We start from the raw sequence: 22,740 nt of genomic DNA, 5'->3' as shown, positions 1-22,740 counted from the left end.
AAGCTGCTCGCCGTAAAGGCCGTAATTGACCTTCTGCGGCGAGTTCATGCCCTGCGGCAGCGCGCCGGGCAATGCCTCGGTCTCGAAATCATTGCCGAAGCCCGGCATGTAACCGGGGGTGGTGCCGACCGGCGTGGACGCCTGCGTCAGGTTGCTCAGAGGCGATTGGGTGTTCATGAAAGATCCTCCCTGATTCGAATTCGACTGCTTGTGCGCCCCGGTTGTCGCGGGGCTGCGACACGGGCTTCGCTGTGCAGCCGATCACGCCGACGGGCAGCGTGGCAAGCCCGATCCTGCGCGAAGGGCGATGCGGCGGCATCATCCTGCCGCGTCGCGCGGTCCGGTTTCGCCCAACTTCCGGCCACGCGCGCCCCTGTCGTCGAGATGCCCCGCAGGATCGCGCGGCGCGGCGCGGTTTCCAACAGGGAAAGCGGGGCAACGCCCGGCAGGTCGGCCCCCGCGCGCTGGCAACAGGTCGGTCCGTGTGCCGCCATGGGCGGGATTGCCGTTGCGCAGGATGTCGTCTGCTTCGCCCGAGGCCGCGCCGACGCAGATGCGCGCGGGCCGGGGCGCGGGTGCGTGCCCCCTCGCCCCGGATCGGTCGCATATGGTAGCCTTGCCGCAAAGCACAGGGCCGCGCCGGTCCGCCAGCGAAAAGGACGCCCATGCCGCATGTCGACCTGAACGGAGCGCATATTCACTACACCGACACCGGCGGCGACGGCCCGGCCATCGTGTTTTCGCACGGGCTCTTGCTGAGTGGCGACATGTTCGCCGATCAGATCGCGCATTTCCGCGACCGCTATCGCTGCATTGCCTTCGATCATCGCGGCCAGGGCCAAAGCGGCGTCACCGAGGGCGGCTACGACATGGACACGCTGACCGAGGATGCCGCAGCGCTGATCGCGCATCTCGGGGTTGCGCCGTGCCATTTCGTCGGGCTGAGCATGGGTGGCTTTGTCGGGATCCGGCTGGCCGCCCGTCATCCGGACCTGCTGGCATCGCTGACCCTGCTCGACACCAGCGCCGACCCCGAACCGCCGGGGAACGGGCCGAAATACCGGATGCTCAACCTTGTCGCACGCTGGATCGGCCCCCGGGCAGTGGCCGGTCGGGTGATGCCGATGATGTTCGGGGCGACCTTCATGCACGATGCCGCGCGGACCGAAGAGCGCGCGCGGTGGACCGGGGCGGTTGCGAAGAACGACCGTATCGGCGTCACCCGGGCGGTCAGCGGGGTAATCCACCGCGACGGCTGCACCGATCTTCTGGCGGCGATCAGGGTGCCGGTGGGCATCGGCGTCGGCGAGGAGGACATCACCCTCGAGTTGCCGAATTCCGAGCGGCTACATGCCGCGATCAAGGGATCGGAGCTGTCGGTGTTCAAGGGCGCGGGCCACATCGCGGCCATCGAGACGCCCGGACAGGTGAACGATCTGATCGCGCGGACCATCGCACGGGCAGAAGCGGCGCGCCCCTGAGCGGCGGGCGCGCCAGCGGGGCATGCCGGGACATCGCGGGCCAGCCGCCAAGGCCGACCAGCCGCCGCAACGCAGGCAAGGCGGCGGAGCCCCGATGATCGCCGGTGCCGAAGTGGGCCGCGAACAACGCCCGCACCCGGTTCACGCGGAGCCGGACGGCGCTTTCGGCTTGGTCGCCAGATCGGCGAGGATCGGGCAATCGGGCCTGTTATCCCCGGCGCAGGCCTGCACCAGATGGGTAAGTGTCCGGCGCATTTCGGTCAGCTCTTCGATCTTGCGTTCGATCTCGGTCAGGTGCTCTCTTGCGATCTGCTTGACCTCGGCACTGGTGCGGTCGGTGTCCTCGTAAAGCTTGAGCAGGCTGCGGCAATCCTCGATGCCGAACCCCAGCGCCCGCGCGCGGCCCAGAAAGGCCAGCTTGTGCAGGTCCTGTTCGCGGAAGGTGCGGTAGCCGTTGGCGCTGCGCTGCGGGGAGATCAGGTTGATATCCTCGTAGTAGCGGATGGTCTTGGCCGGAAGCCCGGATCGCCGGGATACATCGCCGATATTCATCACCTTTCTCCTTATTCGGCTGGGGCTGTGACAGGGGCGGGTGGCATCGGGCGCGGCGCTTCTGCCTCGTCCATGGCGGGCGCGATCCGGCGCAGGCGCAGCGCGTTGGTCAGCACGAAGACCGACGACAGCGCCATCGCCCCCGCCGCCAGTACCGGCGACAAGAGCACCCCGAAGGCCGGGTAAAGCACACCGGCGGCGACCGGGATCAGCGCCACGTTGTAGCCGAACGCCCAGAACAGGTTCTGGCGGATGTTGGCCATGGTGCGGCGCGACACCTCGTAGGCGTTGACCACGCCGCGCAGGTCGCCCGACATCAGCACCACATCGGCGGATTCGATGGCCACGTCGGTGCCGGTGCCGATGGCGATGCCGACATCCGCATGGGCCAGCGCCGGGGCGTCGTTGATGCCGTCGCCGACAAAGGCAATGCGGGTGCCGTCGCGGCGCAGATCGTCGAGGGCCGCGACCTTGCCGTCGGGCAGCACGCCCGCGACCACGGTATCGATGCCGGTCTCGGCGGCGATGGCGCGGGCGGTTTCGCGCTTGTCACCGGTGATCATGGCGACCTTCAGCCCCTGCGCGTGCAGAGCCGCGATGGCCGCGCGGCTGGCGGGCTTGACCGGGTCGGCCACGCCGATGACCGCGGCGATCCTGCCGTCGATGGCCGCAAAAAGCGCCGTGCGTCCGCGCGTGGCAAGATCGGTTTCGACCGCCGCCAGCGCGCCGGTCGCAATGCCTTCGCGCGCCATCAGGCGGTCGGCCCCCACCAGCACCTCGGACCCCGCGACGCGGGCGCGCACGCCGTAGCCGGTGATCGAGGTGAAGTCCGACACATCCGCCAGCGCCACGCCTTCGCTGCGCGCGGCCCGCACGACGGCCTCGGCGATGGGGTGTTCGGAACGGTCCTCGACCGCCGCCACAAGCGCCAGCACATCGGCCCGCGCAAAGCCGTCGGCCAGCACCAGATCGGTCAGCGCCGGTTGGCCCTCGGTCACGGTGCCGGTCTTGTCGAGCGCCACGAGGCCGATGCCGCTGAGCGCCTGCAGCGCGTCGCCCTTGCGGAACAGCACGCCCATCTCGGCGGCCCGCCCGGTGCCCACCATAATCGAGGTCGGCGTCGCCAGCCCCATGGCGCAGGGGCAGGCGATGATCAGCACCGACACGCCCGCCACCAGCGCCAGTGTCAGTGCGGGCGACGGACCGACCAGCAGCCACACCAGCACCGTCAGCGCCGCCAGCGCCATCACGGCGGGCACGAACCACAGGGTGATGCGGTCGACCAGACCCTGGATCGGCAGCTTGGCACCCTGCGCCTCTTCGACCATGCGGATGATCTGCGACAGCGTCGTGTCGGCCCCGACCCGGGTGGCGCGGAACCGCAGGCTGCCGGCCCGGTTCACCGTGCCGCCGGTGACTGCATCGCCGGTCTGCTTGGCCACCGGCAGCGGCTCTCCGGTGATCATGCTTTCGTCGACATGGCTGGAGCCGTCGACCACCTCGCCATCCACCGCGATCCGTTCGCCGGGGCGGACCAGCACGATGTCGCCGGTCCTGAGCGTGTCGATATCCACCTCGACCGTCGCACCGTCGCGCAGCACATGGGCGGTGTGGGGCTGCAGGCCCAGCAGCTTGCCGATGGCGGCCCCGGTGCGGCCCTTGGCCCGCGCCTCGAGCCAGCGGCCGATCAGGATCAGCACGACGATGACCGCCGCCGCCTCGAAATACACCGCGCGCACCGCATCGGGCAGCAGCGCGGGCAGGAAGGTGGCGATCACCGAATAGACATAGGCCGCCCCGGTGCCCACCGCGACGAGGCTGTTCATGTCGGGCGCGCCTTTCAGCAGCGCCGGGATGCCCTTGAGGTAGAACTGCCGCCCCGGTCCGACCAGCACGGCGGTGGTCAGCGCGAATTGCAGCAACCAACTGGTCTGGTGGCCGATGGTCCGCCCGATCAGCCCGTGCATCCCGGGGATCAAATGGCTGCCCATCTCAAGCAGGAAGACCGGCAGCGCCAGCAGCGCGGCGACCAGCACGCGACGGGCCAGCGCCGCGGCCTCGGCCTGCTTGCGCGCGGTGCGATCCTCGGCGGCGGCGGCTTCGGCAACGGTGGCGGGGTAGCCCGCATCGCTGGCCGCCTGCATCAGGGCGGCAGCGTCGGTGGCCCCCACAAGGTAGCGGATCCGCGCGGTTTCCGCCGCGAGATTGACATTGACCGCGCGCACGCCCGAAACCGCCGCAAGCGCGCGGTCGACCCGACCGACGCAGGAGGCGCAGGACATCGATGCGATGTTCAGCACCACCTCGGTTTCGCGCGCGGGGTAGCCCAGCGCATCGAGCGCCCGGGCCGCGTCGTCCAGGACCTTGGGCAGGGCCTCGGGCCGGTCCACGCCAAGGCGCGCCGTTTCAGAGGCGAGGTTCACCGAGACGTCCCCCACGCCGTCGAGCGCCGACAGCGCCCGGTCCACGCGCCCGACGCAGGACGCGCAGGTCATGCCGTCGATGGAGAGTGTCGCATATGTCGTCTCGGCCATGATGACCTCCGGTGTGCCGCTTGTGCCGATGTTGCCGTTCGACTCCCTAGATAGGGGTTCCAGTGGCGGGAAGGTCAAGCCATGTGCTGCGGATTTTCCCAAATGGCCTCCGGCCCCGTCGCGGTGCCTGTCGCGGTGCCTGTCGGGGCGGCTGTCGGGGCTGCGGCGGGCGTGGCCCTTGACCTTGACCGCTCCGGGACCCCATCTCGGGTGCAGCAACCCGGAAGGAGCCCGCCGATGATCTTCAACGTCCCCGACATGAGCTGTGGTCACTGCACCGCGGCCATCGAGAAATCGGTGGTGGCGGCAGACCCGGCGGCCACCGTCACCTGCGCCCTGCCCGACCGGACCGTCACCGTCGAAAGCGCGCTGTCGGCGCATGATGTGGCGGCGGCGATCAGGACCGCGGGCTACGACGCCACGCCGGTCGCGGCCTGAGACCGCGGCGGCGGGGCGGTCGCCGCCCGCGCCGCCCGCGCGCATTCATCACGCCGCCATGCGCGCCAGCATCCACAGCCCCATGCCCAGCATCATCAGGTTTTCGGTCAGCGACACGAAGCCCAGGGGCACGTTGCTCGACCCGCCGACGCAGGCGCATTTGAGTTCGCGCTTGTCGATATAGACCGCCTTGATCACCGATGCGGCCCCGATGCCGCCGATCACGATGGCCACCGGCGCCGCGATCCAGATCAGCGCGCCCGCGGTCATCAGGATACCGGCCAGCGCCTCGCCGAAGGGGTAGACCTTGCCATAGGGCACCCAGCGCACCGCAAGCAGGTCGTAGTTCAGGAACATGGTGGAGAAACTCTCGACGTCCTGCAGCTTCTGCACGGCCAGAAAGCACATCGAGATGGAGATGAACCATTCGAAGGCGCGCAGCGTCAGGATGTCGCCGAAACTGGCCCATGACAGGCCCAGCGCCATCAGCAACGCCACCGAAAAGATGGCGATGACCGGCTGGTACGAGGTGTCGGATTGCTGGTCCTCGGGCTTGTCCTTGCCGAGAAACACGCGCAGATCCTCGTAGCCGCCGATCCGCTGCGCGTCGATAAAGGTCTGCGGCGTGGTGTCGACGCCGTGCTCTTGCATGAAGGCGTCGGTCGCCTCGCGGGTGGTCAGGGGGTGATCCTCGACCGTGTAGCCGTGACGTTCCAGCAGGTCCTTCGATTTCAATCCGTAGGGGCATGTGTGCCCGGGCATGTCCATGCGGTAGAGCCGGGCGGTTGCGGAATTGTCGCGGGGCATCTGATCGCTCCTTACTTGCCGTCGATTTCGGGCGTTGCGGCGGGGCCACCTTCAAGATCGGCGATCAGCGCCTTCATCTCGTCGATCTCGAGGCGCTGTGCCGCGATGATGTCATCGGCCAGTGCCCGCACGCGCGGATCCGAGATGTTGGCGCGTTCGCTGGTCAGGATCGCGATGGAGTGGTGCGGGATCATGGCGCGCATCCACGAAGTGTCGTCGATGGTGCTTTGACTGCGCACCAGGAACAGCGCCAGTGCGAACACCAGAGCGCTGCCCGCGAAGATCGCGATATTCGCGGTGCGGTTGGTGTACATCCCCAGCATGAAGGCCAGCATGATCGCCGCCATCACAGCCCCCATATAAAGCGCCATGTAGCTGCGCGTTTCGCTGAAGAAGACATGGTCCAGCGCGTAGGTGTTCAGATACATCAGACCGTACATCACGAGGGTGGACGTCACGATCATCAGGGCAAAACGGGCATAGGACATGGGGTCTCCTTTTCGGGTCTGGGCCAAGGTGAAACCCGGTTCCAGCGCAGGAGGGTTCCGACATTTCCACTGGAAACCTGCGGAAAAGGCCGGATTGCGCCCGGAAACGCCCCGGACCGGCGCCGGACGTTGGCGAGGGTCGGCCGGCATGCCCGGATGCGGTCGTGGCGTGAGGGCGGCGTGTGCGGGCGCGGCGCGATGGCACGACGGCGACGCCGAAGGGCGGGCACCGGGGGCGGCCGGGGGGGGGGGGCGGTCGGGCCTGTGCCCGTCGCGCGCAGGGCACAGGCCCCGACAGCCCGCCTGTCAGGTCAGCCGCATTTGCTGTGTCCGCAGCTGCCGCAGGTCATGCAGCCTTCGATCATGCGCATGTCGTATTGGCCGCAGGATGGGCAGGCCTTGCCGCGCGGCGTATCGAGGCCGACGACCTGCGCTTGCGGATCGCTTTTCAGGCCCATGCCTTCGCCTTCCAGAAAGCCGATGGCGACGAGGTGCTGTTCGATCACGCCGCCGATGGCCGCCAGGATCGAGGGGATGTACTTGCCTTTGACCCAGGCCCCGCCGCGCGGGTCGAAGACGGCCTTCAGCTCTTCCACCACGAAGCTGACGTCGCCGCCGCGCCGGAACACCGCCGAGATCATCCGCGTCAACGCCACGGTCCAGGCGAAATGCTCCATGTTCTTGGAGTTGATGAAGACCTCGAACGGACGCCTGCGCCCGCCGACGATGGTGTCGTTGATGGTCAGGTAGATGGCGTGTTCGCTGTCGGGCCATTTCAGCTTGTAGGTCGCGCCTTCGAGCGTTTGCGGACGTTCCAGCGGTTCGGACATATAGACCACTTCGGCGCTGTCGGAGCTTTCGGACACCAGAACCGGCTGTTCCGACGACCTGGGTTCGCTGTCCGACACCGACAGGACCGACCCGGTCACATCGTTGGGCCGGTAGGTGGTGCAGCCCTTGCAGCCCTGTTCGAAGGCCGCCATGTAGACATCCTTGAAGGCTTCGAAGCTGATATCCTCGGGGCAGTTGATGGTCTTCGAGATCGAACTGTCGACCCATTTTTGCGCCGCCGCCTGCATCTTGACATGGTCGAGCGGATCGAGCGTCTGGGCGTTGACGAAATGTTCGGGCATCGGCGCATCGGCCCCGAACTTGTCGCGGTAGAGCGCGACGGCGTAGTCCACCACCTCTTCCTCGGTGCGACTGCCATCCTTCTGCAACACCTTGCGGGTGTAGGCATAGGCGAAGACCGGCTCGATCCCCGAGGACACGTTGCCCGCGTAAAGCGAAATCGTCCCGGTCGGCGCGATCGAGGTCAGCAGCGCGTTGCGGATGCCGTATTCCCGGACAGCCGCGCGCACGTCGTCATCCATCCGCCGCATGTTGTCCGAGGCCAGGTATCCCTCGGCATCGAACAGCGGGAACGGCCCTTTTTCCTTGGCCAGATCGACCGACGCCAGATAGGCGGCGCGGGCGATCTGTTTCAGCCAGGCCTCGGTCTGGGCCGCCGCCGCGTCCGACCCGTAGCGCAGCCCCAGCATCAGAAGCGCATCGGCAAGGCCCGTGACCCCAAGCCCGATGCGGCGCTTGTTCACGGCCTCCTGGCGCTGCTGTTCCAGCGGAAAGCGCGAGGCATCGACGACGTTGTCCATCATCCGGATGGCGGTGGCGACGATGCGGTTCAGCCGGTCGGGGTCAAGCTGGGCATCCGCCTCGAACGGGTCGGTGACCAGCCGCGCGAGGTTGACCGACCCCAGAAGGCAGGCCCCGTAGGGCGGCAGGGGCTGTTCGCCGCAGGGATTGGTGGCGGCGATGGTTTCGCAGTAGTTGAGGTTGTTGGCGGCGTTGATGCGGTCGATGAAGATCACCCCCGGCTCGGCGAAATCATAGGTCGCGCGCATGATGCGGTTCCACAGGTCCCGCGCCTTGAGGGTGCGGTAGACCTGGCCCCTGAAGGTCAGGTCCCAATCGCCATCGGCCTTGACCGCCGCCATGAACGGATCGGTCACCAGCACCGACAGGTTGAACATGCGCAGCCGTGCAGAGTCGGCCTTGGCGCTGATGAAATCCTCGATATCCGGATGATCGCAGCGCATCGTGGCCATCATCGCGCCGCGCCGCGACCCCGCCGACATGATCGTGCGGCACATCGCATCCCAGACATCCATGAAGGACAACGGGCCGGACGCATCCGCCGCGACGCCCTCGACCAGCGCGCCCCGGGGCCGGATGGTCGAGAAGTCATAGCCGATGCCGCCGCCCTGCTGCATGGTCAGCGCGGCCTCTTTCAGCATCTCGAAGATGCCGCCCATGCTGTCGGGAATCGTGCCCATCACGAAGCAGTTGAACAGGGTTACCGACCGCCCGGTGCCGGCCCCCGCGGTGATCCGCCCGGCGGGCAGATACTGGAAATCCTCGAGCGCATGGTAGAACCGGTCTTCCCAGGCCGCGGGATCGGACTCGACTTCGGCCAGCGACCGCGCGATGCGCCGCCATGTCGCCGTGACGTCGGCGTCGATGGGGGTGTCATCCGCCTCCTTGAGGCGGTATTTCATGTCCCAGATCTGCTCGGCGATGGGGGCGGCAAAACGGGTCATTCGGGCATCCTTGGCGATGAAGTGCGACGGCCTTCCAACATAGCCGAAGCGGCGATTTGGCACAACGGCTTGCATCACGTCCCCGGACGCCCACATCATAAGGGATCAGAAAGGTTTCGAGCGTGCCAGACCCCGTGCATCTTCTGAAATTGTCCGCCGGGACAGAATCGGTGGAAACGCTGATCGCCTGGCAGGCGTCGGCGCGGGCGCGCGGGCCCGACGGCCTGCCGCGCCACGTCACCCGGATGTGGCCCAGGAAAGAGCCGCAGATCGTCGATGGCGGCTCGATCTACTGGGTGATCAAGGGGCTGATCCAGTGCCGCCAGCGGGTGTTGCGGCTGGACGAGGTCATCCGCGGCGACGGCATCCGGCGCTGCGCCATCGTCCTCGACCCGGTCCTTGTCCGTGTCGCCCCCGCGCCGCGTCGCCCGTTCCAGGGCTGGCGCTATCTGGCCGCCGGGGACGCGCCGGTCGATCTGTCCGCCGGTCGAGCCGACGACGACGATCTGCCCCCCGCACTGGCGGGTGCCCTGGCCGATATCGGCGTCCGCTAGGCCCTCGCCGCACGGGTTCCGGCGTTGCACAGGCGCGGGGGCTGTCTGTTCCCTCGGTCGCCATCGTCACTCGGACCAATGGCGCGACACTGACGACCCTTGAGAGTATTTTTGGTCCGATCGTGACAGCGGCGGCGCGCAAGGGCGGGGGCGCGCGCCAACGGCATGGTTCATCCGGGCCGCGACACCTGTGCGCGCAAGCACGAATCGGGCGCTGGCCTTTCGGAGCAGAGCGCATAAGTTCCAGTTCAAGCGACACGCAACGCAGGAGGTCAACCATGAGCTATACGCCCCCCGAGATCTGGACCTGGGACGCCGAAAGCGGCGGTGCCTGGGCCAGCCAGAACCGACCCGTTTCCGGTGCCACCCACGACAAGGACCTGCCGGTCGGCAAGCATCCGTTCCAGCTGTATTCGATGGGCACGCCCAACGGCGTCAAGGTCACGGTGCTGTTCGAGGAATTGCTGGAGGCGGGCGTGACCGAGGCGGAATACGACGCGTGGCTGATCCGCATCGGCGAAGGCGACCAGTTCGGATCGGGCTTTGTCGCGATCAATCCCAACTCGAAGATCCCGGCGCTGATGGACTATTCCGGCGACACGCCCGTGCGGGTCTTCGAATCGGTCGCGATCATGATCCACCTGGCCGAAAAGTTCGGCATGTTCATGGGCAAGCCCGAGGACCGGCCCGAATTGCTGTCCTGGCTGATGTGGCAGATGGGGTCGGCGCCGTTCCTCGGCGGCGGTTTCGGGCATTTCTATGCCTATGCGCCCGAGCCCCTGGAATACCCGATCAACCGCTACGCGATGGAGACCAAGCGCCAGCTCGACGTGCTCGACAAGCATCTGGCCGACAAGACGTTCATGCTGGGCGATGACTATACCATTGCCGACATGGCGATCTGGCCCTGGTACGGGCGCATGGTGCAGGGGCAGGCCTATGATGCGGGCACGTTCCTGTCGGTGCACGAATACACCAACGTGATCCGCTGGGCCGAGACGATCGAAAACCGGCCCGCGGCACGGCGCGGCAGGATGGTCAACCGCACCGCAGGCGCGCCGCATGAGCAACTTCTCGAACGGCACGATGCCTCTGATTTCGAGACCCGGACGCAGGACAAGATCGGCAACGACTGACGGCGACCATACGGCGCGGCGGCTTTGCCGGGCGCTGCCTGTCCTGCGGTAAATGCGCGGCGGGCGTCGGTGGCGCGCCACGCCCCCCCCTCCCCCCCGGGGGGCACGGGCCTGAAGCACTGGAACCCAAGGTGGGCAGCCCCAGGATCGGTGCCCGCCACATGAAAAAGGCCGCTCCCGACGGGCGGCCTTTTGCGATGCGCGGCGGGCAGTCAGGTCAGTTCAGCGCGGCCATCACCGCGGCCTTGGCGTCACCGCCGTCGATGGTGGTCACACCATCGAGCCAACCTTCCACGACATCGGTATTCGCCGCCAGCCAGGCAGTCGCGGCCTCGTCGGCATCCTGCCCGTCATTCAGGATCGCGCCCATGATCTCGTTTTCCATGGCCAGCGTGAAGCTGAGGTTCTGCAGCAGTTTCCCCACATTCGGGCATTCGTCGACCAGGCCCGCGCGGGTGTTGGTATAGACGGTCGCCCCGCCGAAATCCGGCCCGAACCAGTCGTCGCCGCCTTCCAGATAGGTCAGGTCGAAATTGGCGTTCATCGGGTGCGGTTCCCAGCCGAGGAAGACGATCGGCTCGTCGCGGTCCGACAGCCGTTCGACCTGTGCCAGCATCCCCTGTTCCGAGCTTTCGCGGATGTCGAAGCCGCCCAGATCGAACGCACCCGCCTCGATCATGTCGAGGATCAGGCGGTTGCCGTCATTGCCCGGCTCGATGCCGTAGATCGTCTCGTCCAGCGCGGCGGCGTTGGCCGCGATCGCCTCGAAGCTGTCGATGCCAAGCGCGGCACCGGCGGCGTTGGTGGCAAGGGTGTATTTCGCGCCCTCGAGGTTGGCGCGCACGGTGTCGACGGTGCCGGCCTCGCGATAGGGTTTGATGTCGTTCTCCATCGTCGGCATCCAGTTGCCGAGGAAGACGTCGATATTGCCGTCGGCCATCGAGGTATAGGTCACCGGCACCGACAGGACCTTGGTTTCGGTCTCGTAGCCCAGCGCCTCGAGCACGACGGTCGTGGCCGCGGTGGTGGCGGTGATGTCGGTCCAGCCGACATCGGCGAAGGTCAGCTCCGCGCACGCGTCCTGCGCCTGGGCGGCACCGGCCACAAGGCCGAGCGCAAGAATGGAGGTCAGGGTCGTCTGCATGGTCTTTGACATGTCTTTGGTCTCCCGTTGGTTGGGGTGTCCCGGATGGGGCAGATCATGCGGCTTTCGACTCGCGAGTCAAAGACGATTCCCCGGCATCGGCCCTCGCGCCTGTAACCCCCTGACGAGATTGTAGAATTACCGGGTCAGAGATCAAGCATCCGGACCATGGCCTGCAGCGTCTCGCGATCCGCATCGGTTTTTTCCGCCACCCGCGACCGGTAGAGCGTCGCCTGGCTGCGCAGAATCGGGCAATCGCCCAGGATCTTGAGGTGATTGGCGCGCAGCGTCTCGCCCGTGGAGGTGATATCGGCGATGGCCTCGGCGGTGCGGTTCTTGACCGTGCCTTCCGTCGCGCCCTGCGAATCCACCAGCGCGTAATCGGCAACGCCGCCATCGCGCAGGTGGTCGCGCACCAGCCGGTGATACTTGGTCGCGATCCTGAGCCGGAAACCGTGCGCCGCGCGGAAGGCGGCGGCGGCGGCATCGAGGTCGTCCAGCGTATCGACATCGACCCAGGCCTGCGGCACCGCGAGGATCAGATCCGCATGGCCGAACCCGAGCGGTGCCAGCGGTTCGACCTTCTGGTCCCATTGCACCAGTTTCTCGTGGATCAGATCGGTGCCGGTGACCCCCAGGTGCAGCCGCCCCGCCGCCAGTTCGCGCGGGATCTCTCCGGCGGACAACAGCACCAGCGACACGTTGTCGATGCCGCTGACGGCCCCGGAGTATTCCCGGTCGGACCCGGTCCGCGTCAGGGTGATACCCCGCGCCCCGAACCAGTCGAAGGTCTTTTCCATCAGTCGGCCCTTGGAGGGCACGCCCAGTTTCACGGTCATGGCTGGCCTCCCAGCGCATCGAGAAGATCGGGCCGGATCACCCCGCCCACCGCCGGAATGCCGCGCCCCTGGCCCAGCCGCGCGGTCAGCGCATCATAGCGCCCGCCGGTGGCCACCGGTGGCAGCCCGGGGCGGGACTCGGCGTAGAAGCCGAAGACAAAACCGTCGTAATATTCCATCGAGCTGCGCCCGTAGGCTGCCTCGAAATCGAGCGTATCGACCGCGACGCCGCGCGCCGCCAGCGCCTCGCAACGCCGTTCGAACCGGGAAACGGCGTGGCGCAGGTCGGGGAAATCCATCGAGATGTGGCGCAGATGATCGAGCGCGAAGGGGCAGGTTTCCGACACCGACAGCAATTCGTCGATCATGCCGATCTCGGTGCGCGACAGCGGCGGCTCCTGGGCATCGGCGCGCAGGGCTTCGATCCGGGCGGCAATCTCGGCGCGGCTGCGCAGCCCGATGATCGGCCCGGTCCCGGCGAAGGGATCGGCGGCGGCCAGCAGGTCCAGCCGTTTTTCCGGCACCGGGGTCTTGCCGGAAAACCGGTTGAGCAACGCCCGGAAGCGCCGAGGCCGCCAGATATGCCGCATCAGCGCGCGGCGGCGGGCATCCGATGTGCGCAGGCCCGCCACCGCCGCTTTCAGGATGCCGATATCGCCGGTCGCGGCCCGCAGCGGCAGCGCGCCCAGCGCCTCGCGGATGCGCACGAAAACCTCGGCGTCGGCGGCTTCGGGATCGGTCCGGTCGAACAGCTCGTACCCCACCTGTAGATATTCCGAGGCCCGGTCGGGGTCGTCCTCCTGCCGCCGGAACACTTCACCGGCATAGGTGTAGCGCGCGGGCTCGGCACCGCCGTCCATGTGCATCTGCACCACCGGCACGGTGAAATCCGGGCGCAGCATCTGTTCGCCCCGGGCCGGGTCCTGGGTGACATAGGCGCGGGCGCGGATATCCTCGCCATAAAGATCGAGCAGCGTCTCCGCCGGTTGCAGGATCGCGCAATCCACCACCTCGGCCCCGGCGGCTTCGAACAGGGCACGCAGGCCCAGAGCCCGCTTGCGCGCCGCGCGGGTGCTCATCGCGGGGTGTCCAGGATTTCGCGAACCTTGGCCACCAGATCGGCGCGCGCCACCTCGAATTGCGACGGGCGTTCCTTCCACTCTTCCAGCGTCGCGTTCCGCGCGATCTGCGCGCCCAGCACCAGGTCCTTGACCTGCACCTTGCCGGTTTCGAACTCGTCGCTGCCCGCGATCACCGCGACCGGCGCGGCGCGCTTGTCGGCGTATTTCAACTGGTTGCCGAAGTTCTTCGGATTGCCAAGATAGACCTCGGCGCGGATGCCCGCCTGGCGCAGCTCGGCGACGATGGCCTGGTAATCGGCCATCCGGGCGCGGTCCATGACGGTGACGACGACGGGGCCCTGCGCTGTGGTTTGGGTCCGGCCCTTGGCATGTAACGCCGCCAGCAGCCGGTCGACGCCGATCGAGATGCCCGTGGCCGGCACCGCCTGCCCGGTAAAGCGCTTGACCAGATCGTCATAGCGCCCGCCGCCCGCGACCGACCCGAACTGGCGGGTGCGGCCCTTCTCGTCGAGGATCTCGAAGGTCAGCTCGGCCTCGAAGACCGGCCCGGTGTAGTAGCCGAGGCCACGCACCACCGAGGGGTCGATGACGATGCGATCAGGGCCGTAGCCCTGCGCCGACAGCAGATCGGCGATCTGGCGCAACTCGGCGACGCCGTCCGCCCCCGCGGAACTGTCGCCGATCGCCGCAGTCAGGTTGGCCAGCGTCTCTTCCGCGCTTTGTCCGCGCGAGGTCAGGAAGGCCAGAACCGGCGCGGCCTGCGCATCGTTCAGCCCGACGCCGTCGATATAGGCCCCCGACGCATCCAGCCGCCCCTTGCCCAACAGCTCGCGCACCCCGGCCTCGCCGACCTTGTCGAACTTGTCGATGGTGCGCAGAACCGCATCGCGCGTGGCCGTATCGGCGACACCGGTCGCGTCCAGCACCCCGTTCAGCACCTTGCGGTTGTTCACCCGCACCACGTAGTCGCCACGCGGAATGCCGACCTCTTCCAAAGCCTCGCAGAGCATCGCGCAGATCTCCGCATCGGCGGCCACGGACGCCGCGCCCACCGTATCCGCATCGCATTGATAGAACTGGCGAAACCGCCCCGGCCCTGGCTTTTCGTTGCGCCAGACCGGCCCCATGGCGTAGCGGCGATACGGCGTCGGCAGATCGTTGCGGTGTTGCGCATAGACCCGCGCCAGCGGTGCCGTCAGATCATAGCGCAGCGCCAGCCAGTCGCCCTTGCCGTCCTCCTCGCCCTCCTGCCAGGCAAAAACCCCGGCATTGGGCCGGTCCACATCGGGCAGGTACTTGCCCAGCGCCTCGACGGTCTCGACGGCCGAGCTTTCCAGCGCATCAAAGCCGTAGCGATGATAGACCGCCGCGATCCGGGCGAGCATGTCCTGCCGCTCGGTCACCTCCGCGCCGAAATAGTCGCGGAAGCCTTTCGGCGTCTCGGCCTTCGGACGGGGCTGTTTTTTCTCTTTGGCCATGGTGTAAGTCTCTGGCTGACAGGGGGGGTGTTTTCGCGCGGCAACCCCTAGCCCCTCCGCATCGCGGGGGCAAGCGGCGCGGACAAAGGCAGGACCCATGACCGACCCGACCCAACGCATCGAAGAACGCCTGGCCCACATGATGGCGCAGATCGACGATCTGTCGGACACGGTCGCGCGCCAGGACCGCGAAATCGCGACGCTCACCGCGCGGTTGGCAAGGCTGATGGCGCGCGCGGCGGAACAGGACGCGGACCAGACCGGCGCGCATCTTTACGCCGACGACCGCCCGCCGCACTACTGAGACCCCGGGCGACGGGTCCGCCACAGCGCACCGGACCGCCCTTGCCGCTTCACTTTTCCAGAAAATCGCCCGGGGTTTGGGGCAGCGCCCCAATCCGCTGCCCGATCCCCCGGGGATCGGGCGGCCAGACCTGTGCCCGCCTCCGGCGGGCTCAATTCGATGCGATATCCGTCGCCGCCACGTCGCCATCGTGCAGGAAAGCGTTCATCCAGCGACCGTTGCCGCCGAAGCGCTCGTAGATGGTGATAAAGACGCTGGTCCGGTCCAGTCGATCCAGCCGACGACCGCAGGGATCGTTGCGCCCGACGCGGCAGACGCGGGACTTGACGTCCTTGTAGGCCGCGTCGGTGGCGGTCATGGGCAGATCCTTGCCCGCAGCGCCGTAGCGCAGACTCTCATGCGTCTCGACACTGCCGAACAGCGCCAGCGCCGCGGTGAACTGGCGCGCACAGCCATCGTCGAAGCCGGTGATATACCAGTTGCGCGGCCCGGTCGCGCCCGCGGCGCTGTCATAAAGGCGGTAGCGCTGATGCTCCTGCACCGGCGCGGCCAGCCGCGCGACATCGACGCCGCAAAGCCGCGCCAGGGTTCCGAAGGGCACGGCCTCGCCGGGGCTGACCTCCGAGAGGGCAGAGACCGCACCGCCACCGCCAGCGCCAGCGCCGCTGCCGCCAAACAGCCCCGACAGCAACCCGCCCGGGGCTTTCGGTGCCGGTGCGGGTACCGATGCCACGGTCGCGGTCGCGCTGTCAGGTGCCGGACTTGCGGTGACGTCGGCATCGCCCTGCGGCGGCGCATCCACCGCCCCGGGCGTGGCTTGCGCCTGCGCCGCCTGGGACCGCTGACGGAAAAAGCCCAGCAACCCGCCGGTGGGCGCCGCGGCCCCGGACGGCGGCGCGCTGCCCATCGCGGCGGTGTCGGACAGGGCCGCGCCGCCGCTTTGGCCGGTGGGGGCGATATCCGCGCCGACCGCGGCCACGCCAACCTGCCCGGCCCCATCCGCAAGCGCGACATCGGACAGCACGGGGGCGGCGTCAGGGCCGGTGTCACGCCCCCCGGAACCCGCGCATCCGGTCAGGGCGAGGGTCGCGCAAAAGGCTGTCAGGATCGCTCGCAATTGGGGGCCTCGCGGGGTCGGTTGCCCCGCATGTGTATCCCGGCAAGCCCCCCCGGGACAAGCGGGCCCGGTGTCACGGGATCGTGTCGCAACGGGGTCTCAGAACTCGACCACGTCCATGATGCCGGTCAGCGACTTGATCGCGCCCTTGATCTCGGGCGTCACCGGAAACGCCTCCTCGAGGCCGATCTCGACCTCTCCGGGCAGATCGTGATGGCTCAGGCACAGATGCACCGGCCCGCGCCCGGCCTTGGGCAATTGCTCGGCGGCGCGCGACAGCACCGAGGCGATCTGCGCAATCGCGGCCTCGTCCTCGATGAAGATCTTCAGACCGGCGGAGCCCGCATCGGCGATCGCCGCGTCGATGGGCGCAACCGACCGGCCCAGAAGCTTGAGCTGTTCGCTCTCCATCGTGGCCTCGACGGTGACGACGACCTTGGCTCCGGTCTCGAGGTGTTCGCGGGATTTCTCGAGCGTTTCGGAAAAAAGTGTGACCTCGAAGGCCCCGGTCGGATCCGACAACTGGCAGAACGCGAAGCGGTTGCCGCGCGCCGACTTGCGCTCCTGCCGCCCGGCGACCGAGCCTGCAAGCTTGGCGAGGCACGGGCCCGCCTCGGCCTTTTTCATGACCTCGTCGAGGGTCAGGACGCCCTTGCGCCGGAGCGCGGGCAGATAGTCGTCCAGCGGATGCCCCGACAGGTAAAAGCCGATCGCCTTGAATTCCTCGGCCAGGCGTTCGGCGGGCAGCCAGTCGTTGACCGGCGACAGACGCGGTTCGGGCAGGTCTTCGCCCGCATCGCCGAACAGCGATACCTGGCTGGACGCCTTCTGCTCGTGGATCGCGGCGGAATAGGCCACCAGCGGATCGAGGGATTCGAACACCCGGCGGCGGTTGGGATCGAGTTGATCGAAGGCTCCGGCGCGCGCCAGCATCTCGAGCGGTCGCTTGCCGACGCGCTTGAGGTCGACCCGACGGGCCAGATCGAACAGCGTGGCGAAGGGCCGCTCTTCCGCCGTCGCCGGCGTCTTCGCATCCGGTGGCGAGGACGCCCGTCCGGGCGGACGAGCGCCACCGCGGGCATCGACAATCAGGCGCATCGCCTCGAGCCCGACGTTTTTCAGCGCGCCCAGCGCATAGACCAGTTCTCCGTTTACCACGTCGAAACTTGCCTGGCTGCGGTTCACGCAAGGCGGCACCCAGGGCAGCTCAAGCCCCTTCTTCACCTCTTCGAAATACACCGCCAGCTTGTCCGTCAGGTGGATGTCGCAGTTCATCACGCCAGCCATGAACTCGACCGGGTGGTTCGCCTTCAGCCACGCCGTCTGGTAGCTGACCACCGCATAGGCCGCCGCGTGCGACTTGTTGAAGCCGTAATTGGCGAACTTGTCGAGAAGGTTCCAGACCTCGGTCGCCTTGTCCTTGTCGACGCCGTTTTCCTTGGCACCGGCCAGAAATTTCGGTCGCTCGGCATCCATCGCCGCCTGGATCTTCTTGCCCATGGCGCGGCGCAGAAGGTCGGCCCCGCCCAGCGAATAGCCCGCCATCTCCTGGGCGATCTGCATCACCTGTTCCTGGTAGACGATGATGCCCTGCGTCTCGTCGAGGATGTGATCGATCGACGGGTGCAGCGTGTCGCGCTCCGACAGGTTGTTCTTGACCTCGCAGAACTTCGGGATGTTCTCCATCGGGCCGGGCCGGTAAAGCGCCACGAGCGCGATGATGTCCTCGATGCAGTCGGGCTTCATGCGTTTCAGCGCATCCATCATGCCCGAGCTTTCCACCTGGAACACCGCCACCGTCTTGGCGCGCGCATAGAGCCTGTAGGTCTTTTCGTCATCGAGCGGGATCTGCCCGATATCGTTTTCCGCCCCCTCGAAGGGCGCGTAGATCTCGGTGCCGTCGGCGGCAACGTGCAGGGGCCGCCCGCCCTTGTGAATGAGGTCGATGGCGTTCTGGATCACCGTCAGCGTCTTCAGGCCGAGAAAGTCGAACTTCACCAGCCCTGCCTGCTCCACCCATTTCATGTTGAACTGGGTCGCGGGCATGTCCGACCGCGGATCCTGATAGAGCGGCACCAGCGCATCGAGCGGCCGGTCGCCGATCACCACCCCCGCCGCGTGGGTCGAGGCATTGCGCAAGAGCCCCTCGACCTGCTGGCCATAGGTCAGCAGCCGGTCCACCACCTCTTCGGCGCGGGCTTCCTCGCGCAGACGCGGCTCGTCCGCCAGCGCCTTTTCGATCGACACCGGCTTGACGCCCTCGACCGGGATCATCTTGGACAGCCGGTCCACCTGCCCGTAGGGCATCTGCAAGACGCGGCCCACATCGCGTACCGCGGCCTTCGACAAAAGCGCGCCGAAGGTGATGATCTGGCCGACCTTGTCGCGGCCGTACTTCTCCTGCACGTAGCGGATCACCTCTTCGCGGCGGTCCATGCAGAAATCGATGTCGAAGTCCGGCATCGACACCCGTTCGGGGTTCAGGAACCGCTCGAACAGCAGCGAATAGCGCAAGGGATCGAGATCGGTGATGGTCAGCGCGTAGGCCACCAGGCTGCCCGCGCCCGAACCGCGCCCCGGCCCCACCGGAATGTCGTGGTCCTTGGCCCATTTGATGAAATCGGCCACGATCAGGAAATAGCCCGGAAAGCCCATCCCCTCGATGATGCCGAGCTCGAATTCGAGCCGTTTCTCGTAGTCCGCGACCGAGGTCGCATGCGGGATCACCGCGAGACGGTCGGCAAGGCCCGCCTTGGCCTGGCGGCGCAGTTCCTCGACCTCGTCATCGGCGAATTTCGGCAGGATCGGGTCCCGCCTGTAGGCGGCGAAGGCACAGCGGCGGGCGATCTCGACGGTGTTCTCCACCGCCTCGGGCAGATCGGCGAACAGCGCCACCATCTCTTCTGGGGACTTGAAGTAGTGCTGCGGCGTCAGGCGGCGACGCGGCCCGGACTGGTCGACATAGGCCCCTTCCGAAATGCAGATCAGCGCGTCATGGGCCTCGTACATCTTGGACTTCGGGAAGTAGACATCGTTGGTGGCCACCAGCGGTAGCCCCATCGCATAGGCCATCTCGACGAAGCCGCGCTCGGTCAGGCGCTCGGCCTCGGGGGCGCCATCGTCGCCGGGATGGCGCTGCAACTCGACATAGAGCCGGTCGCCGAAGATCGCGTGCAGCCGCACCATCAGCGCCTCTGCCGCCCCCCGGCTGCCCTGTCGCAACAGGCGCCCCGCGGGGCCGTCGGGGCCACCGCTCAGACAGATCACCCCCTCGGAATGCGCCTCGAGTTCATCAAGGGTGACATGGGCCAGTTCACCGTCGCCGCGCAGGTAGAGACAGGAGTTGAGCTTCATCAGATGCTCGTAGCCGCGTTCGGACTGGGCCAGAAGCACCACGGGGGCCGGATCGCGGGGCCGTTCTCCGGGGCCCGGATCGGCAAAGCGCAGATCGACCTGGCAGCCGATGATCGGCTGGATGCCCGCCGCCGCCGCGCCGACCGAAAATTCCAGCGCCGCAAAAAGGTTGTTGGTGTCGGTGACCGCCACCGCCGGCATCCCGGCCTGCGCACAGAGCGCGGGCAATTTCTTGAGCCGCATCGCCCCTTCAAGCAGGGAATATTCGGTGTGCACGCGAAGATGGATGAATCGGGGATCTGCCATGCCGCCACATTATGTAGGGCCATCGCGCGGGGAAAGGGGCAAATCGGCGGGGGCACCCCGCCCGGACCGGCGCAGAGGCCGTGCGCCCTCCCCCAAAGAGGCTGGGCAGACGACCGCCAGACGTCTACCCTTGTGCCCGAAGGAGCCCTTCCATGCGCTGGATATCCCGATGTGCGACCGTCGCGGCATGTTGTGGCGCGGTCTTCCGGGCGTCGCGCGCCCGCCGGAAGATCGATCACGCCCGGGCGACACCGCGCGCGATAAACCTCGGCATGGCCGATCCGATGCGGCACCGTCCGCGCGCGGCGGTGCCGGTCAACATGCGTGCCGGACCATGACCCCGACCGAAGCACCGCCCTGGCGCTTCTATACCGGGCTGGCGCTGCGCCTTGTGGTCATCGTCGTCGTGATCCTTGCCGCGATCCACCTGTCACGGCAGATCCAGGACGCCATCGGCATCGAGATCATGCCGCATAACGAAGCGTTGATGTACCGCATCATCCTGCTGGCGCTGCTGGCGTATGTGGTCATGACCGCCCTGCCATTCGTGCCCGGCGCCGAGATCGGCATGACCTTGCTGACGGTCTTCGGACCCGGCCTCGCGCCGCTTGTCTACGCGGGAACGGTGCTGAGCCTGATGCTGGCCTATGGTGCCGGTCGGCTGGTGCCCCAGGCCACCACGGCACGGGCGCTGCGCCGGTGGAAACTGCCGCGCGCCGCGGCCCTTATGGAGCGGCTGGCCGCCCTGCCCGGGCAAGACCGCCCCGGGATGCTGGTCGAGTTGATCGACACCCCGGCGCTGACGCGGCTGGCGCAGCACCGCTACATCGCGCTGATGGTGCTGATCAACATGCCCGGCAACGTGGTCATCGGCGGCGGCGGCGGCATCGCCTTCGCGGCGGGGCTGAGCGGTGTCTTCGCACCCCATCTGTTTCTGGCCGCGGTACTGCTCGCGGTTCTGCCTGTTCCTTTGGCGATCTTCCTGCTCGGCGGTTAGGACGGGCAAATTTCGCTTGCCAATGGCCGCGCGACCCTCCTAGCCTGACCCCCAGAACAATAAACGGCCCGCCGCCTTCTACGTCGCATCGAGGGCGCGCACCCAACGGGCATCCGGTACCGCGGCAAGGTTTCATCATGGACGTCCACTTTCTTCTCAACGGAGAGAGTGTCGAGATTGCCGACGTCGCACCGACGATGACGCTTCTCGACTGGCTGCGCGACACACGCGGGCTGTCCGGCACCAAGGAAGGTTGCAACGAGGGCGATTGCGGGGCCTGCACCGTGATGGTGACCGATGCGCATGGCGCGCGTGCCCTCAATGCCTGCATCCTGTTGCTGCCGCAGCTGCATGGCCGCGCGCTGCGCACGGTCGAGGGCATCGCCGGTCCCGATGGCACGTTGCACCCGGTGCAGGAGGCGATGATCGCCGAACACGGATCGCAATGCGGCTTCTGCACCCCGGGCTTCGTGGTGTCGATGGCGGTGGCGCACCTGAACGGCGAGACCCGCTTCGATGACGCGCTGGCGGGCAATCTCTGCCGCTGCACCGGCTATGCGCCGATCATCCGCGCGGCCCGGGCGGCGTCGGACCAGCCGGTGCCCGAATGGCTCCTGGCCGACCGCAACCTGTTGCCGTCGGCGGCGACCCCACCACAGACCGACGCGCCCTATGCGCCCACATCCTCGGACGAGCTGGCCACGCTCTACGCCCGGCATCCCGACGCGACGCTCATCGCCGGGGCCACCGATGTCGGGCTCTGGGTGACCAAGGGCCTGCGTGACCTCGGCGACGTGATCTTCCTCAACCGCTGCGCGGACCTGGCCCGGATCACCCGGGTGGACGACCGGCTGCATATCGGCGCGGGCGTGACCATGGACCGGGTGTTGGCGGCGGTCGCCGAAAGCCATCCCTCCTACGCGGAAATGATCCGCCGCTACGGGTCGGCGCAGGTCCGTGCCGCGGCCACCATCGGCGGCAATATCGCCAACGGCTCGCCGATCGGCGACAATCCCCCGGCGCTGATCGCCATGGGGGCCGTGCTGGAACTGCGCGCGGGCGACAACCTGCGCCACATGCCGCTCGAGGAATTCTTCCTCGACTACGGCAAACAGGACCGCGCCCGGGGCGAATGGGTGCAGGCGGTGCAGATCCCCGTCCACGCGCCGGACCTGCGGGTCTACAAGCTGTCGAAACGGTTCGACCAGGACATCTCGGCGGTCTGCGGCGGCTTCAACATCACCCGCACCGACGGCCGCGTGACCGCCGCCCGGGTGGCCTTCGGCGGCATGGCCGCAACGCCCAGACGCAGCCCGGCGGTCGAAAAAGCCCTGATCGGCGCGGACTGGACAGGCACCGGCATCAGCGCCGCGCTCGACGCGGTCGAGACCGATTTCGAGCCGCTGTCGGACATGCGCGCCTCGGCGGAATACCGGCTCGCCGCCGCCCGCGCCATGCTGCGCCGCTGCCTCGCCGAAACCACCGGCGCCCCGACCTCGGTGCTCGAGGTGACGCCATGATCCTTGCCCGAC

20 protein-coding genes are annotated in these 22,740 nt (G+C 67.6%); 8 read left to right on the top strand and 12 right to left on the bottom strand.

Annotation, left to right across the window (positions count from 1 at the left end; all coding sequences use genetic code 11):
- Positions 1-177: homogentisate 1,2-dioxygenase (locus ACXYMN_RS17710; protein WP_459015142.1), on the bottom strand; the 177-nt coding region annotated here is incomplete at its 3' end.
- Between the two features lie 488 nt (positions 178-665).
- Here ACXYMN_RS17710 and ACXYMN_RS17705 point away from each other — a divergent pair.
- Positions 666-1,481 carry an alpha/beta fold hydrolase gene (locus tag ACXYMN_RS17705; RefSeq protein ID WP_459015136.1) on the top strand — a complete coding sequence of 272 codons (816 nt, stop codon included), beginning with the start codon at positions 666-668 and terminating at the stop codon, positions 1,479-1,481.
- Positions 1,482-1,622: 141 nt separating this feature from the next.
- Here ACXYMN_RS17705 and cueR read toward each other — a convergent pair whose 3' ends face one another.
- Together cueR and ACXYMN_RS17695 are read right to left on the bottom strand one after the other, a co-directional pair.
- Positions 1,623-2,033 (bottom strand): Cu(I)-responsive transcriptional regulator, encoded by a 411-nt coding sequence (gene cueR / locus ACXYMN_RS17700; protein WP_459015134.1) that lies wholly within the window; start codon positions 2,031-2,033, stop codon positions 1,623-1,625.
- Positions 2,034-2,044: 11 nt separating this feature from the next.
- Complete coding sequence (locus ACXYMN_RS17695) at positions 2,045-4,567, bottom strand: heavy metal translocating P-type ATPase (protein WP_459015133.1); 2,523 nt, start codon at positions 4,565-4,567, stop codon at positions 2,045-2,047.
- A 237-nt stretch (positions 4,568-4,804) separates the two neighbouring features.
- On the opposite strand from ACXYMN_RS17695, the gene ACXYMN_RS17690 reads away from it, so the two are divergent.
- Positions 4,805-5,005, top strand: coding sequence for a heavy-metal-associated domain-containing protein (locus ACXYMN_RS17690; protein WP_459015131.1), 201 nt, complete (start codon positions 4,805-4,807; stop codon positions 5,003-5,005).
- Between the two features lie 48 nt (positions 5,006-5,053).
- Here the strand turns inward: ACXYMN_RS17690 and ACXYMN_RS17685 are convergent, their stop codons facing one another.
- The 3 genes from ACXYMN_RS17685 to ACXYMN_RS17675 form a co-directional block, all read right to left on the bottom strand.
- Entirely contained in the window at positions 5,054-5,812 is a 759-nt protein-coding gene (locus ACXYMN_RS17685; protein WP_459015129.1) for a MauE/DoxX family redox-associated membrane protein, read from the bottom strand.
- Positions 5,813-5,823: 11 nt separating this feature from the next.
- Positions 5,824-6,300 (bottom strand): DUF305 domain-containing protein, encoded by a 477-nt coding sequence (locus ACXYMN_RS17680; protein WP_459015127.1) that lies wholly within the window; start codon positions 6,298-6,300, stop codon positions 5,824-5,826.
- A gap of 311 nt (positions 6,301-6,611) precedes the next feature.
- On the bottom strand, positions 6,612-8,897 hold the full coding sequence (locus tag ACXYMN_RS17675; RefSeq protein ID WP_459015125.1) for an adenosylcobalamin-dependent ribonucleoside-diphosphate reductase: 2,286 nt from the start codon (positions 8,895-8,897) through the stop codon (positions 6,612-6,614).
- 122 nt (positions 8,898-9,019) lie between these two features.
- On the opposite strand from ACXYMN_RS17675, the gene ACXYMN_RS17670 reads away from it, so the two are divergent.
- Complete coding sequence (locus tag ACXYMN_RS17670; protein ID WP_459015124.1) at positions 9,020-9,451, top strand: DUF1489 family protein; 432 nt, start codon at positions 9,020-9,022, stop codon at positions 9,449-9,451.
- 278 nt (positions 9,452-9,729) lie between these two features.
- Positions 9,730-10,587: a glutathione-dependent disulfide-bond oxidoreductase gene (yghU, locus tag ACXYMN_RS17665; RefSeq protein ID WP_459015122.1), complete on the top strand. Its 858-nt coding sequence runs from the start codon at positions 9,730-9,732 to the stop codon at positions 10,585-10,587.
- Between the two features lie 217 nt (positions 10,588-10,804).
- On the opposite strand, the gene choX is transcribed toward yghU, so the two are convergent.
- The 4 genes from choX to hisS form a co-directional block, all read right to left on the bottom strand.
- Complete coding sequence (gene choX, locus ACXYMN_RS17660; RefSeq protein WP_459015120.1) at positions 10,805-11,743, bottom strand: choline ABC transporter substrate-binding protein; 939 nt, start codon at positions 11,741-11,743, stop codon at positions 10,805-10,807.
- A gap of 134 nt (positions 11,744-11,877) precedes the next feature.
- On the bottom strand, positions 11,878-12,570 hold the full coding sequence (gene hisG, locus ACXYMN_RS17655; protein WP_459015118.1) for an ATP phosphoribosyltransferase: 693 nt from the start codon (positions 12,568-12,570) through the stop codon (positions 11,878-11,880).
- Positions 12,567-13,649 (bottom strand): ATP phosphoribosyltransferase regulatory subunit, encoded by a 1,083-nt coding sequence (locus ACXYMN_RS17650; RefSeq protein WP_459015116.1) that lies wholly within the window; start codon positions 13,647-13,649, stop codon positions 12,567-12,569. Before ACXYMN_RS17650 ends, hisG begins: the two co-directional genes overlap by 4 nt.
- On the bottom strand, positions 13,646-15,130 hold the full coding sequence (hisS, locus tag ACXYMN_RS17645) for a histidine--tRNA ligase (RefSeq protein ID WP_459015114.1): 1,485 nt from the start codon (positions 15,128-15,130) through the stop codon (positions 13,646-13,648). Before hisS ends, ACXYMN_RS17650 begins: the two co-directional genes overlap by 4 nt.
- A gap of 97 nt (positions 15,131-15,227) precedes the next feature.
- Here hisS and ACXYMN_RS17640 point away from each other — a divergent pair, with 97 nt between their 5' ends.
- The gene (locus ACXYMN_RS17640; RefSeq protein ID WP_459015113.1) at positions 15,228-15,434 is read left to right on the top strand and encodes a SlyX family protein; all 207 of its coding nucleotides are present in this window, start codon (positions 15,228-15,230) and stop codon (positions 15,432-15,434) included.
- A 151-nt stretch (positions 15,435-15,585) separates the two neighbouring features.
- Here ACXYMN_RS17640 and ACXYMN_RS17635 read toward each other — a convergent pair whose 3' ends face one another.
- Both ACXYMN_RS17635 and dnaE read right to left on the bottom strand, forming a co-directional pair.
- Positions 15,586-16,458, bottom strand: coding sequence for a hypothetical protein (locus ACXYMN_RS17635; RefSeq protein WP_459015111.1), 873 nt, complete (start codon positions 16,456-16,458; stop codon positions 15,586-15,588).
- 192 nt (positions 16,459-16,650) lie between these two features.
- Entirely contained in the window at positions 16,651-20,211 is a 3,561-nt protein-coding gene (gene dnaE / locus ACXYMN_RS17630) for a DNA polymerase III subunit alpha (RefSeq protein WP_459015109.1), read from the bottom strand.
- Between the two features lie 152 nt (positions 20,212-20,363).
- Between dnaE and ACXYMN_RS17625 the strand changes: the two genes are divergently transcribed.
- The 3 genes from ACXYMN_RS17625 (at position 20,364) to xdhA (ending at position 22,728) form a co-directional block, all read left to right on the top strand.
- Positions 20,364-20,549, top strand: coding sequence for a hypothetical protein (locus tag ACXYMN_RS17625; RefSeq protein ID WP_459015107.1), 186 nt, complete (start codon positions 20,364-20,366; stop codon positions 20,547-20,549).
- Positions 20,546-21,208: a hypothetical protein gene (locus ACXYMN_RS17620; protein WP_459015105.1), complete on the top strand. Its 663-nt coding sequence runs from the start codon at positions 20,546-20,548 to the stop codon at positions 21,206-21,208. The genes ACXYMN_RS17625 and ACXYMN_RS17620 overlap by 4 nt, the downstream gene beginning before the upstream one ends.
- 137 nt (positions 21,209-21,345) lie before the next feature.
- The gene (xdhA, locus tag ACXYMN_RS17615) at positions 21,346-22,728 is read left to right on the top strand and encodes a xanthine dehydrogenase small subunit (RefSeq protein ID WP_459015103.1); all 1,383 of its coding nucleotides are present in this window, start codon (positions 21,346-21,348) and stop codon (positions 22,726-22,728) included.
- The last annotated feature ends 12 nt before the right edge of the window (positions 22,729-22,740 follow it).

The sequence above is a fragment of the Roseivivax sp. CAU 1753 genome (assembly GCF_054482575.1).
The sequence above is the reverse complement of the archived record's forward strand: the minus strand, read 5'-3'. Positions and strand labels throughout refer to the sequence as shown.

What these genes read in the sequence shown, in the direction of transcription:
- ACXYMN_RS17625 (WP_459015107.1), top strand. Translation starts at nt 20,364, where the DNA reads ATGCGCTGGATATCCCGATGTGCGACCGTCGCGGCATGTTGTGGCGCG.
- ACXYMN_RS17685 (WP_459015129.1), bottom strand. Translation starts at nt 5,812, where the DNA reads ATGCCCCGCGACAATTCCGCAACCGCCCGGCTCTACCGCATGGACATG.
- ACXYMN_RS17680 (WP_459015127.1), bottom strand. Translation starts at nt 6,300, where the DNA reads ATGTCCTATGCCCGTTTTGCCCTGATGATCGTGACGTCCACCCTCGTG.
- cueR (WP_459015134.1), bottom strand. Translation starts at nt 2,033, where the DNA reads ATGAATATCGGCGATGTATCCCGGCGATCCGGGCTTCCGGCCAAGACC.
- ACXYMN_RS17640 (WP_459015113.1), top strand. Translation starts at nt 15,228, where the DNA reads ATGACCGACCCGACCCAACGCATCGAAGAACGCCTGGCCCACATGATG.
- ACXYMN_RS17695 (WP_459015133.1), bottom strand. Translation starts at nt 4,567, where the DNA reads ATGGCCGAGACGACATATGCGACACTCTCCATCGACGGCATGACCTGC.
- hisS (WP_459015114.1), bottom strand. Translation starts at nt 15,130, where the DNA reads ATGGCCAAAGAGAAAAAACAGCCCCGTCCGAAGGCCGAGACGCCGAAA.
- ACXYMN_RS17650 (WP_459015116.1), bottom strand. Translation starts at nt 13,649, where the DNA reads ATGAGCACCCGCGCGGCGCGCAAGCGGGCTCTGGGCCTGCGTGCCCTG.
- hisG (WP_459015118.1), bottom strand. Translation starts at nt 12,570, where the DNA reads ATGACCGTGAAACTGGGCGTGCCCTCCAAGGGCCGACTGATGGAAAAG.
- ACXYMN_RS17690 (WP_459015131.1), top strand. Translation starts at nt 4,805, where the DNA reads ATGATCTTCAACGTCCCCGACATGAGCTGTGGTCACTGCACCGCGGCC.
- ACXYMN_RS17620 (WP_459015105.1), top strand. Translation starts at nt 20,546, where the DNA reads ATGACCCCGACCGAAGCACCGCCCTGGCGCTTCTATACCGGGCTGGCG.
- ACXYMN_RS17675 (WP_459015125.1), bottom strand. Translation starts at nt 8,897, where the DNA reads ATGACCCGTTTTGCCGCCCCCATCGCCGAGCAGATCTGGGACATGAAA.
- xdhA (WP_459015103.1), top strand. Translation starts at nt 21,346, where the DNA reads ATGGACGTCCACTTTCTTCTCAACGGAGAGAGTGTCGAGATTGCCGAC.
- yghU (WP_459015122.1), top strand. Translation starts at nt 9,730, where the DNA reads ATGAGCTATACGCCCCCCGAGATCTGGACCTGGGACGCCGAAAGCGGC.
- dnaE (WP_459015109.1), bottom strand. Translation starts at nt 20,211, where the DNA reads ATGGCAGATCCCCGATTCATCCATCTTCGCGTGCACACCGAATATTCC.
- choX (WP_459015120.1), bottom strand. Translation starts at nt 11,743, where the DNA reads ATGTCAAAGACCATGCAGACGACCCTGACCTCCATTCTTGCGCTCGGC.
- ACXYMN_RS17705 (WP_459015136.1), top strand. Translation starts at nt 666, where the DNA reads ATGCCGCATGTCGACCTGAACGGAGCGCATATTCACTACACCGACACC.